Annotated in this window: 8 protein-coding genes; 7 read left to right on the forward strand and 1 reads right to left on the reverse strand. The window is 60.5% G+C overall.

All coding sequences use genetic code 11. The features are described 5' to 3' along the window. Window positions 1–396: 396 nt before the first annotated feature. From MKK55_RS09275 to MKK55_RS09305, 7 genes are all read left to right on the forward strand, one after another. Entirely contained in the window at window positions 397–2358 is a 1962-nt protein-coding gene (locus tag MKK55_RS09275) for a response regulator (protein ID WP_243934368.1), read from the forward strand. A gap of 361 nt (window positions 2359–2719) precedes the next feature. Beyond that, window positions 2720–2920, forward strand: a complete 201-nt coding sequence (locus MKK55_RS09280; RefSeq protein ID WP_243934369.1) for a type II toxin-antitoxin system ParD family antitoxin — start codon at window positions 2720–2722, stop codon at window positions 2918–2920. 43 nt (window positions 2921–2963) lie between these two features. Continuing rightward, entirely contained in the window at window positions 2964–5495 is a 2532-nt protein-coding gene (locus MKK55_RS09285; protein ID WP_243934371.1) for an ATP-binding protein, read from the forward strand. A gap of 309 nt (window positions 5496–5804) precedes the next feature. Next, window positions 5805–6320 carry a PAS domain-containing protein gene (locus MKK55_RS09290; RefSeq protein WP_243934373.1) on the forward strand — a complete coding sequence of 172 codons (516 nt, stop codon included), beginning with the start codon at window positions 5805–5807 and terminating at the stop codon, window positions 6318–6320. Between the two features lie 279 nt (window positions 6321–6599). Beyond that, entirely contained in the window at window positions 6600–8354 is a 1755-nt protein-coding gene (locus tag MKK55_RS09295; RefSeq protein WP_279596083.1) for a sensor domain-containing phosphodiesterase, read from the forward strand. A gap of 753 nt (window positions 8355–9107) precedes the next feature. Further along, on the forward strand, window positions 9108–10751 hold the full coding sequence (locus MKK55_RS09300; protein WP_243934377.1) for a putative bifunctional diguanylate cyclase/phosphodiesterase: 1644 nt from the start codon (window positions 9108–9110) through the stop codon (window positions 10749–10751). A gap of 28 nt (window positions 10752–10779) precedes the next feature. After that, the gene (locus tag MKK55_RS09305) at window positions 10780–11751 is read left to right on the forward strand and encodes a BLUF domain-containing protein (protein ID WP_243934379.1); all 972 of its coding nucleotides are present in this window, start codon (window positions 10780–10782) and stop codon (window positions 11749–11751) included. Window positions 11752–11778: 27 nt separating this feature from the next. Here the strand turns inward: MKK55_RS09305 and MKK55_RS09310 are convergent, their stop codons facing one another. Then, window positions 11779–12030, reverse strand: coding sequence for a hypothetical protein (locus MKK55_RS09310; protein ID WP_243934381.1), 252 nt, complete (start codon window positions 12028–12030; stop codon window positions 11779–11781). Window positions 12031–12397 lie beyond the last annotated feature (367 nt).

Consider the following 12397-nt stretch of genomic DNA (forward strand, 5'->3'; position numbering starts at 1 on the left):
CCGACGAGCATGTCGGGATAGTGATTCAGGTACGTTTTATCCGCAATAGAAAACCAGTCATATTTTCCCGACAGAAATCCGGTTGCGGTGAGCCGTCAACGAGCCGCTCCACCTTCTCGTCGGAAAAACGTTCGTTTATCCGACATACGAAGCCACAGGACTAAAATCCAAGAAAAATAGATTTCTGCTGGCTTGCTCTGAAGGAACTAGGCTGGAAACGCGCACGGTCATTCCTGTGACGACGATAGGACACTTTACGTCAAAACGCCTTACGCCGAGACCGGTCGCGTATAATCTCCGAAGCTATTATTTTGTGGCGGCGTTCGTTCTGATGGCGTGGGCAATGTCAGGTTCCGATCGCTTCCCAAAGCACCTGGGTCGTGACACTCACGTCCCATGAGCAGCTTGCACAAACTGATCGGGACGGTCGCCCGCCGACGTCATTCGCCAGTCGCCGACTACGGTGTCACGCTGCTGCTCGTCAGTGCCATGACATTCGTTCGGTTCCTGGCCCCAGCCCATGTCGCACCGTTCCTGCTGTACATTCCGGTCCTTTTGGTCGTCACCCTGGCCTTCGGCTGGGGTGCCGGGACGTTGGCACTGTCGTTGTCCACCCTGATCGCCGCTTGGTTCTACACGCGCGACGGGATGCTCAGTAGTGTCGACGTGGCCCTGCTGTGCCAGTACGTGACGGTCGGCGCGACCATGGTGTGGATCTGCCATGCCCTGCGCCGGTCCGTCGTGCAGAACGAAGCAACGCTCGAGCGGCTCAACGCGGCGAACCACATCCTCGTCGACAGAGAGGCGGCGTTGACCGACGCCCATGCGGCGGCGGAAACCGCTAAGGAAGCAGCTGAGCAGGCCAACACGGCGAAGAGCGACTTCCTGGCCAACATGAGCCATGAACTCCGCACTCCGCTTTCCGCCATCATCGGCTACAGCGAGATGATGGGCGAGGAGATCGCCGACGGCTGCGCGGCGTCGGACCTCGTGCCCGACATCGGAAAGGTCGAGCGCAACGCCCGTCACCTGCTCGGGCTCATCAACGACGTGCTGGATCTCTCCAAGGTCGAGAGCGGCAAGATGGAAGTCTACGCCGAGGATTTCGCAGTGGAGGACATGCTCCGCGACGTCGCGGGTTCGGTCGCGACGCTGGTCGGTAAGAAGGGCAACACCCTGGAGATGCAGTTTGCCCCCGGGCTGGGCCGAATGCATTCCGACCTGACGAAGACGCGACAGGTGCTGTTCAACTTTCTGAGTAATGCGGCCAAGTTCACGGAGGGAGGTACCATAAAGGTTGCCGCCTCTCGCATCACGGACGCCTCGGGTGGCGACCAGTTATCGTTCTCCGTCTCAGACACCGGAATAGGCATGACGGCCGAACAGGTGTCACGCCTGTTCCGGCGCTTCGAGCAGGCTGATGCCTCCACCACCCGCAACTTCGGCGGAACCGGCCTCGGCCTCTCGCTCACGCGTGCCTTCGCCGACATCCTCTTCGGGACCATTTCGGTGTCCAGCGTCCCCGGCCAGGGCAGCACCTTCACGTTCACCGTGCCGGCGACCTACGTTCCACCCGTCGACGAGCAGGCCTCGCCCGATCCGGATGTCATCGGCGATGGCGGAGCAGAGGGCGACATCATCCTGGTTATCGACGACGATACGGACCAGCTCGCACTCACCACGCGGTTCCTCCATCGCGAGGGCTTCCGGGTACGGACGGCCACAAACGGCAGGAACGGGCTTGACCTTGCCCGGGAGCTGAGGCCGCGAGCCATCCTGCTGGACGTGATGATGCCGGGCGTGGACGGATGGTCGGTGCTGAGCCAGATCAAAGCGGACCCGATGCTGGCGCCGATCCCAGTCGTGATGGTCACCTCCGTCGACCAGCGCAAGCTGGCGGCGTCTCTCGGCGCCTCGGACTACATGCTGAAGCCGGTCGACTGGTCGCGGTTCGGCAAGATCGTGAACCAGTTCAGGCTGACCCAGACGGATCAGCGCGGCACCGTGCTCCTGGTCGAGGACGAGGCCATGACCCGCATGGCGATGCGCTCCACCCTGGAGGAGGACGGCTGGTCGGTCGTGGAGGCCTCGGACGGCGAGGAGGGGCTACAGCAAGCGGCCAATGCCAAGCCGGACGTGGTGATCGTGGACCTGAACATGCCCGTGCTGGACGGCTTCGGCTTCCTAGAGGGCGTTCGGGCCTTGCCCGGCTGCTCTGACATCCCGGTGATCGTTCTAACAGGTCGGGAGTTCTCGGCGGACGACCGAAGCAAGCTTCGCGGCGCTAGCCAGATCCTTAATCGCGGCGACTTGGCGTCGGCGAGCCTAGCCGAAAGGCTGAGGGATCTCACAGCCTGAGATGGGCGAGGACGGCTCGGTAGCATCAGCGTCGAACTCATATCAACGCCTGCTTCGCGGGATCGGCTCCAGGAGTCCGAACCACCGGATCGAGCCGGAGGCGGAACGCCCCTTTCAGGGCGAAGGGTCAGGGTCTGTTCCCACCCTTCTCAGACCTTGCCAGATAAGGCCATGCGTGCCGATAAAACGGTCGGATTGCCGACACGTCGTTCAGGTTGCTATCGACCCTACTTGGACGTTGGCGTAGGCACCGTCCAACGTCCGATCCTGCCGGGAAGCAGACGGCATAGGGACCGCAACCGGATCACGCATGTGTCACGTGTAAGACAGTGTGTGGACGTGTTACCGATCCGATATGGCTGTGCGCGAAACCATCACTATCTCCGTGCCCCCGGAACTGCGGGTGTTCCTGCAAGGGTGCGTTGCCACCGGCCGCTACAGCAGCATCAGCGAGGTCGTGCGGGCCGCCCTACGGGAGTTTGAGCGGGCCGAGATGGGTAAGGCCCCGATCACCCAGCAAGCGATGGTGCAGCAGTCTCCTCCCCCTCATGACAGCGCCTGATCCGATGTCGGGTAGCTGCGACTTCCTTGCCGGGGCGGGCGAGATGGCGACGCTGATGCGCGCCTACGACTGGACCACGATGCCGCTCGGCAAGCCCGAGGGTTGGCCCTCCGGCCTGCGCACGGCGGTGCGCTTGCTACTCAACAGCCACCACCCCATGCACATCTTCTGGGGGCCGGAGGCGACGTTCTTCTACAACGACGCCTTTGTCCCCTCGGCGGGACCGGAGCGCCATCCCTCCGCGCTCGGCCGTCCGGCATCCGAAAGCTGGGGTGAAATCTGGCCGGTGATCGGCTCTGAGGTCGCCAAGGTCCGCAACGGCGGCAGGCATACCTGGTACGAGGACCAGCACGTCCCGATCTTGCGCGAGGGCCGGGTCGAGGATGCCTACTGGACCTATGGGTTCAGCCCGATCGATGACGATACCGCGCCCAACGGCATCGGCGGGGTCATCTCCATCTTGACCGAGACCACGAAGCGCAAGGCGCTGGAGGACAGCCTTCGCGCCAGCAACCGGCGCCAGCGAAGCCTGCTACAGCAGATACCGGGCTTCGTCGCCGTGCTCGAAGGGCCGGACCACGTCTATGCGTACGTCAATGACGCTTACGTGGCGACGGCCGGTGCGCGCGGCTACCTCGGCCGGACTGTGCGCGACATATTCCCCGAACTCGAAGGGCAGGGTTTCTTCGAACTGCTGGACGAGGTGTACGCCACCGGTGTCCCGTTCTCGGCTCAGGGCACGCCGATCCGGTTCGTGGATGAGGACGAGGACCGGTACATCGACTTCCTGTTCCAGCCGATCCGCGAACAGAATGGCCCGATCAATGGCATTCTTGTGGGTGGCCATGAGGTCACGGCGCGCGTGCGTGCCGAGGCCGCGTTACGCGCCGAGAGGGATCAGGCACGGCATCGGGAGGTGAAGGCGCACGCCGATGCCGAGCGCGTGCAACTTGCCCTTGGCGCGGGTGCTATCCTCGGGACGTGGCACTGGGACCTACCTACCGACCGGTTCACCGTTGACGAGGGCTTCGCCAGCAGCTTCGGCCTTGACCCAGCCCTCGGCACGACCGGCATACCGCTCGCTCAGATCGTCGCGACCGTCCACCCCGACGACCGAGCGGGACTGGCCAAGGCGATCAACGACGCCATTCAGCGGGGCGGCGCCTACGCGCACCAGTATCGCGTGCGCCGGACGGACGGACGCTACTACTGGATCGAGGCCAACGGGCGCGTTGACCGCGCTGAGGACGGCACCCCATCGAGCTTCCCCGGCGTACTCATCGACGTGGAGGAGCGCCGCGCCATCCTGGAGGAGCGCGACCGGGCAGCGGCAGCGTTGCGCACTCTCAACGAGACCCTGGAACAGCGCGTCGCCGAGCGGACAGCCGAACTGATGCGCGCCGAGGAGGCGCTTCGGCAATCCCAGAAGATGGAGGCGGTGGGCCAACTCACCGGGGGGCTGGCGCACGACTTCAACAACCTGCTCGCGGGCATCTCCGGGTCACTGGAACTGATGCAGAACCGGATGCAGCAGGGCCGCCTCAAGGACGTGGACAAGTACATGGTGGCCGCACAGGGGGCCTCGAAGCGCGCCGCGGCGCTGACCCACCGCCTCCTCGCCTTCTCCCGCCGCCAGACCCTCGACCCCAAACCCACCGACGTGAACCGGCTCGTCTTGGGCATGCAGGAGTTGATCCAGCGTACGGTTGGCCCAGGCATCCCGGTCGAGGTGGTCGGGGCCTCAGGCCTATGGCCCGCCCTGGTGGACCCGTCGCAGCTTGAGAACGCCCTGCTCAACCTGTGCATCAACGCCAGGGACGCGATGCCAGATGGCGGGCGCATCACGGTCGAGACCGCGAACAGGTGGCTAGATGAGCGCGCCGCCAAGAAAGAGGACCTCCCGGAAGGGCAGTACCTTTCACTGTGCGTGACCGACACCGGCACCGGCATGCCGCCGGAAGTAATCACGCGGGTGTTCGAGCCGTTCTTCACGACGAAGCCCATCGGCGAAGGCACGGGCCTGGGCCTGTCGATGATCTACGGCTTCGCCAAGCAGTCTGGTGGGCAGGTGCGGATCTACTCCGAGGTCGGCCAGGGTTCGACCATCTGCATCTACCTGCCGCGCCACTATGGCGATGCGGACAACGAGGTCGGTACGATCAAACTTGATGCGTTGCCCCGCTCGGAGCAGGAGGCAACGGTGCTGATCGTGGACGATGAGCCGACCGTGCGCATGCTTGTCAGCGATATCCTTGAGGACCTTGGCTACCTTGCCATCGAGGCTGGCGATAGCGCGGCGGGGCTGAAGATCCTGCAATCGGACGTGCCCATCGACCTTCTGGTGACGGATGTGGGCCTGCCAGGCGGAATGAACGGCCGGCAGATGGCAGATGCTGGACGGGTGAAGCGCCCGGACCTCAAGGTGCTGTTCATCACCGGTTACGCGGAGAATGCGGTGCTCGGCCACGGCCATCTCGCACCTGGCATGTCGGTGCTGACCAAACCGTTCGCGATGGACGCCATGGCTGCCCGCATCCGGTCGCTGATCGAAGCAGTCAAGGAAGCGAAGCGGTAGGGCTCATCACGTGAGGAGCGCCCGGGTGGCACGATCGTCCGCCGTTTGAAACTCCATAACGGACACTTTTTCAGCGTCCTGCAACTTCCGCTGTCCACCCTTCCCGGACCCTGCCGTATGTAGCTACATACGTCGAGAAAACGGTCGGATATCAGACATAGAAAAGTCTAGGATATATGTCTTGATTGGATCGCTTTTCCCCGACTGATGAAGATCCGATGATTTACGCGGCAGCCGCGGTTATCCTCGGCCTTTCGTATTCCATCAACCCTTGGGGAACGTCTTTGTCAGCTCTACGATTGGACGATAGTGAGCTACGGCTTACAAGAAGGTGATCGCCCAACCAATATGACAATCGTCGAATTAATCCGTGCCTTTGGCCGGGATCTTCCTGTTGGTATCGTCATTACGGAGGCCGCTCTTGAGCCGCCTGGGCCGATCATCACCTACGTCAACCCAGCCTTTGGGAAGCTGGTCGGACGCGATCCAGACGAGATTGTTGGTCTAAGTCCACGCTTCATGCAAGGTCGAGAGACGCGCAGGGCGACGCTCGACGTCTTCCACCATGCCTTGAAAAGGGGAGAGCGCTTCCACGGCTACCTGACGAACTACAGAGGTGATGGAACACGATATCGCGCCGAGATCGATTGCCGTCCCATTCGCAATGTGCGCAGCGAGATCGAGGGCTTTATCTCATTCGAGCGTGAGGTGATCCGCCGAATTGGGCGCCCGATTGCAAACATCGCAGGGCGCTACGAGGACGCTTCAGCAAGTAACGATCAGTTAGGGAATGCCTTGCGGGCCTTGGGCATTTTTGTCGCATGAAACCGGGCTTATAGCTCTCCAGTTCCTGCTAACTCAGCCTAATGACTAAATCTGCGCCCCCTAAAAAATAGCATATGATCATATTTTATCCTTGTGCATCATTTGATATTAATTTGAAATCAACTTGTGTGACGCTATAGAAATTTCTTGTCGGCACTTTATGGCGCTATAAAAAATTAATCCTAGCTATCATTCGTAGCAAAGTCTGTCTTAAGCCGCCGCATACCGGGTGGTTTAGAGGCGTGGTCAATCTAGCGGTTTAGTCGGGGGTATCAACCGATGGTGTCAGCTGAAGAAAGCAACCGTCTAGACGCGCTTCTCAGACTAGACCTCCTTGACACGTCACCGGGGGAGAACTTCGATCGTATCACACGAATGGCAAGCCAGATTTTCGACCTGCCAATCGCAGCTATATCTCTAACCGATAGCGACAGACAATGGTTCAAGTCGCGGGTCGGCGTAGAACACAGCTCGATCCCACGTGAGAAGGCACCATGTGCTGAAGTGGCCGAGAGTCGCGACCTGTTGGTGATCGAGGACTTTCTCACAGATCCCTGTTATCACGACAGCGTCTTGGCAAGAGCTGGAATACGCTTCTATGCTGGGGTTCCACTCATGACGCGCGACGGTTTCGGTCTTGGCGCCATGTGTGTGCTCGGAACATCCCCGCGACAGGCACAGCCCTCTGAGCTAACGGCCCTTCACGATCTCGCCGCTATGGTGATGTCGCAGATCGAGTTGCAGCATGCCTTCGGACGCATTGATCCGATCAGTGAACTTCCGAACCGAACACAGTTTTTCGATGACCTTAGCGATCTGGCTCGTAATGATACAACAAAAGCGCAAAATATCGTGATTGTTGTTGATTTGATCTCTTTTGAGCAGATGAACCATGCTGTACGCGTCATGGGCTCGGCTGTTATCGATGATCTCGTCAGAATATCAGCACGCAATTTTCGGTCCTTGATTGGGCCGCAGCGAAAAGCATATCATATCGGAAGTACACAGCTAGCGGCATTAGCACCCGAAAGCATGGACGAATTTGCCTACGTCAATCTTTTGAGCACGCAGACTCAGAAGCTCCGAAAGCTAGGCGGGCCGGATATGATTGGCACCGTCGCGCTGGGGATCGCTCCCTTTATCCTGGGAGAGCTACCCCCGAGCGACATTTTGAGGATTGCCCAGGGAGCAGCTCAGGACGCTCGTGCGACAGGCAAGCTCTTTCAGATCCATTCAAACACCTCGGACAACGCCTTCCGACGAAGCTTCATGCTGCTGCGGGATTTCGAGGCAGCGTTGCAGAAGCCCTCAGAGTTTTCTCTTGCCTACCAGCCTCGCGTCGATCTCGCCTCCGGACGTTGTGTGGGCGCCGAGGCTTTGATGAGGTGGACGCATCCGACGCTCGGGTCGATCGCTCCAGGTGAGTTCATTCCTCTGATCGAGCGCATGGCCCTGGCAACACCAACAACAGCCTGGGTGCTGGAGACTGCTGTCTCACAGCTGGCGCGGTGGCGAGAGATGGGCTTGGAGCTGATTATCTCGGTCAACATCTCTTCCACCAACTTGCACGAAACCGATTTTGCGGGCCGCGTCGGGCAGGTCCTGGCGCGCCATCGAGTGCCCCCCGAGTTCCTTGAGCTTGAGATCACCGAGACGGCAGTAATGAACGATGCCGAGCAAGCCCTCAACCAGCTCAACGACCTGGCTGCTGCTGGTATTCGTTTAGCGATCGACGACTTCGGCACCGGGTATAGTAGTTTGTCCTATCTGCAGCGGCTGCCGGTCCATGTCGTAAAGATCGATCGCTCTTTTATGAATGACATTGATACCGATCCACGCCAGTTCTCACTGGTCACCATGATGATCTCGATGGCGAAGCATCTTGGCCATCGCGTTGTAGCCGAGGGCGTCGAGACGCAAACTGTACTCCGCCAGCTCCAATCGACAGCCTGTGACGAGGTGCAGGGCTACCTTTTCGCTCGCCCTCTACCGGTGAATGAAGTTGCAAGTTGGATGAGGGATTTTAATTCGTGAGACAATCATAGATTTAATTATGCTTATTAGTTTATCCGGCTGTTCCGTCGGCGGCCGAGACCGAACGCGGCTCCTGGGGCTTCCTGTGTGGTTCTTGGCCTATTCGACAGATCGCTCGGTTTCGGACAGTTGCCGCGCCTCGATCAGCCCGGATAGTGCTTCGGCCTCGGGGTCGGACAGGTGCCCTTTCCCGAACTGACGGAGTACATCCAACGCTCAACTTGGGTCGGATGTGGAACGTCCGCTTCTGGATCGGAGACCAAGGTCCGATAGCCACCCTTCTCGGACCTTTTGCGTGCAGCCTTGCGAGTCGGGAAAACGGTCGAATAACCGATAAAAAAGAAAATAGGATAGCCGTCTCGCTTAGGCGGATCTCTGGTGGCCCGTCTCAAGAAATTACAAATCAATCAAAACTCAATACACCACCGTATTATTTAAGTAATTCTTTGTTTCTGAAAATAGTTTTGAAATATTTGTTTGTTACGAGAGATATTATTGATTAGTCAATGAATGAAGACAATTGTCACAGAAAAGTGCATAAACGACCTTCGTCAAAAGCCAAAATAGCGACTTAAGAAACATTTAGCTGTCTCTCGCTATGATCGGCCTGATCGCTCGTGTGCGCTTGTGTGCAGGTCGGGTGCGACCTGAAAGCTTCCTGCCATGCTCTCGCCCTTACGGGTTGTGTCCAGATCTGTGTACGACGAGCCTTCTGGGCAATCCAGCCTCCGGAGCGTTGCTACGGCATTGCCGATGTTGCTGCCTTACCTGAACTCTGTGCGGCATGGTTTGCTGCTGATCAATGAGCATGGGCGCGTCATCCTTGCTGCTGGTCAGTCCCTAAGCCTTATCAGCAGTCAAAACGAGCTGATCTCAGAAGGCTCTTCTGTTCGACACGTCCTTCGCATTGTTCGAAATAGTGCGGCAGATCATTGGGATAAGGTGCGAGCACAGCTGAGTCACTCCTTTGCCCAAGCCGCAAGCTCTACCTTCGAAATTACGCTTCATGAACGCCTTCTGAGCATCGGCCTATATCCCGTCGCCGATCGCGGATGGGCGATCACGTTCGAGGACGTCACCGCGCGTCGGGCCGCCGAAGTTCAGGCCGACGAAATGGCTCGGCACGATCCGCTTACAGGCCTGCCGAACCGGCTTCTCCTGCGTGAGCGCCTTAAGGAGTCAATCGGGCGCCTGCAGCGCACTGGCGAGGCGTGTGCCGTCCTGCTGATCGACCTAGACCGGTTCAAGCCCGTCAACGACACGTTGGGTCATCCGATGGGGGATGCCCTGCTGAAGAAGGTCGCCGATCGACTGCGCTCCACCGTGCGGCCGACCGACACCGTGGCGCGGATCGGCGGCGACGAGTTCGTCATCCTACAGACCAGCGTCAAAGAGGCCGCCGACACGCAGGCGCTGGCCCGCCGCCTCGTGGACCTGATTGGACGGACCTACATGGTCGACGGCCACCTGCTCACCATCGGGGCCAGCGTTGGCGTTGCGCTCGCGCCGGGCGACGGTAGCGATGCCGACACCCTCCTGAAGAACGCCGACCTCGCGCTCTACCGGGCCAAGCTCGACGGGCGAGCCACCTACCGCTTCTTCGAGCCGGAGATGGATGCGCGTATGCAGGCGCGCCGGCAACTCGAACTCGACATGCGCCAAGCGCTGGCGCGTCGTGAATTCCAGCTACACTACCAGCCGCAGCTTCAATTGGAAGGCAACCGGCTGGTGGGCTGCGAGGCGCTGATCCGCTGGCAGCATCCGGTGCGCGGGATGGTCTCGCCCCTCGACTTCATCCCGTTGGCCGAAGAAATCGGCCTGATAGTGCCGATCGGCGAATGGGTGATGCGCCAAGCCTGCCGCGATGCGGTGACCTGGCCCGCCCCACTCTCGGTCGCCGTCAACGTCTCGCCGGCCCAGTTCAAGAGCGAGCGTCTCGTCGAGATGATCATGTCCGCGCTGGCCGCCTCCGGGCTGCCCGCCACGCGCCTCGAGGTGGAGATCACCGAGGGTGTCCTCCTGCAGCATAGCGAGAAAACCCTACAGACTTTGCACCGCCTGCGCGAACTTGGTGTGCGCGTGTCGATGGACGATTTCGGCACCGGCTACTCGTCCCTAAGCTACCTGCGCAGCTTTCCCTTCGACAAGATCAAGATCGACCGATCCTTCGTGAGCGATCTGTCCGGCAAGCGCGATGGCGAGGCGATCATTCGCGCCATTGCCGGCCTCGGCAAGAGCCTCGGCATGACCACCGTCGCCGAGGGCGTCGAGACGGCGGACCAGATGGAGCGCATCCGCGCGGAGGGCTGCACCGATGTTCAGGGCTACCTGATCAGCAAGCCGGTTCCTGCATCCGAGGTTCTGAAGTTCCTTTCCGCCGACCTCACAGCCTACTGACCGATCTTTCCGCCTGGAGTTTTTCGTCGTGAGTGATCTCTACCGCCTCGTCTATGCCAGCAAGAACCACCTGCAGGGAACGGACGCCGAGGTTGCCGAAGCCGTCTCGCAAATCCTGGCCGCGTCTCAGCGCAACAACGCCAAGGTCGACGTCACCGGTGCGCTGATGTTCAACGCAGGCGCGTTCGCGCAGGTGCTGGAAGGCCCGCAGCAGGGCGTCGAGAGCACCTTCGAGCGCATCCAGTGCGACCCGCGCCACGGCGACGTGACGGTTCTGCAATGCGGCCCGGCCAAGAGCCGCAGCTTCACGAACTGGTCGATGGCCTTCGTGGGCCAGTCCGCGACCGGCCGCACCCGTTGGGAGGGGATCGCCGCCGCGAGCGGCTTCGATCTGACCCGGCTCGACGGCGACGCGGTTTTCGCCATGCTGCATGGCTTGGTGCTGGATGAGGAAAGCCTCCCGGCCGCCGCGCCCGTTCCTGCCGAGCCGCCCAAAACAGTCGACATCTCCAAGACGGCCGAAATCCCCTGCACCGGATTGGACGTCGAGCGCGTTCGCGCGGAGCTGCTGGAACCTAGCCGAGCCTTCCAGGCCTCGACTGAGGCGGAGCCGGTCACCCGCTCGCGCTATCGGGACGAAGCGTCCCTGTCGTTCAAGCGCGCACCGGCGAAACCCGAACTCGCCAGATCTGAAGCCTTGAAGGCGGATCCCAGCAAGCTCGATGCGGTCCTAGCCCTCCTGCGGGATGCTCTTGCCCAAGAGCGTCAGCGCACGACCGACCTTCGCAATGACCTCGATGACCTGCACATCGCCCTCGCCCTTGAGCAGAAGCAGTCGGACGAGATCCGTTGCGAAAGAGATCTTTGGGCTTGGCGTGCGCAACTGCTGGCAAAAGCGATCGACCGGGAAGCCGGTGAACTAGAGAGCAATTCGGATCCGACAGTAGCCGAGGCTTCCATGGCTCACGGCCAAAGCGCCTCGATAAGAGTTGTTGCCTGAGGAAAGGTCGAGCAGGCAATGGAAGCCTTAGACTGCCACCGCGCTTTTGCCTTCCATGCACCCGATGCTGGCCACGATGACCAGGATGGCAGAGAATGGGTTCGCGGTGGGGGTTGTGGACGTGTCAGCCGGTGCCGCGCACTCAGCCTTCTGGAAGTAGTTCCACTGCCCGTTCAATGTTCCAGCCTGCTTGGCGGCTTGGTACTTCACGGAACAGTCCTTGGCGGATAGCGCCAAAGCTGGCGAGGCCAGCATGGCCGCACCAAAGGCGAGTGACAAGACGGATCGTGCGAGAGGAGCCTTGAGGGGGTAAGTCTCCAGGCCGAGTCATGTATGGCTGATGTTGCTCCAAGATGGCCTGCCCCTGCCGATCCGGCAACGGCGGCTCGCTGCATCCTGGCAGACACGGCCAATCCAGCTTCAGTGCGTGTGGTGTGATACCCCGGCTCTTACCGTGCTTCTTGCCGTAGCGTTGCCGTCCCTACCGTGCTGCTACCGTTCGCTGCCGTGGATCGGCGACACCGATGGCGTGGGGTCTGGACAAGGACACAGCGGTAGCGGGGACAACTCCGAGAAACCAATAGAATGCTACAACGAGCCTATTGCAGGGCATCTGGTTTTATCTAATATCCAGATAGGTCCATTC

It is taken from the genome of Methylobacterium sp. J-059 (assembly GCF_022829485.1).
Lineage (GTDB): Bacteria > Pseudomonadota > Alphaproteobacteria > Rhizobiales > Beijerinckiaceae > Methylobacterium.

Bases quoted from the DNA above. Each gene is read 5' to 3' on its own strand.
- MKK55_RS09275 (WP_243934368.1), top strand. From the start codon at position 397: ATGAGCAGCTTGCACAAACTGATCGGGACGGTCGCCCGCCGACGTCAT.
- MKK55_RS09285 (WP_243934371.1), top strand. From the start codon at position 2,964: ATGGCGACGCTGATGCGCGCCTACGACTGGACCACGATGCCGCTCGGC.
- MKK55_RS09295 (WP_279596083.1), top strand. From the start codon at position 6,600: ATGGTGTCAGCTGAAGAAAGCAACCGTCTAGACGCGCTTCTCAGACTA.
- MKK55_RS09300 (WP_243934377.1), top strand. From the start codon at position 9,108: ATGTTGCTGCCTTACCTGAACTCTGTGCGGCATGGTTTGCTGCTGATC.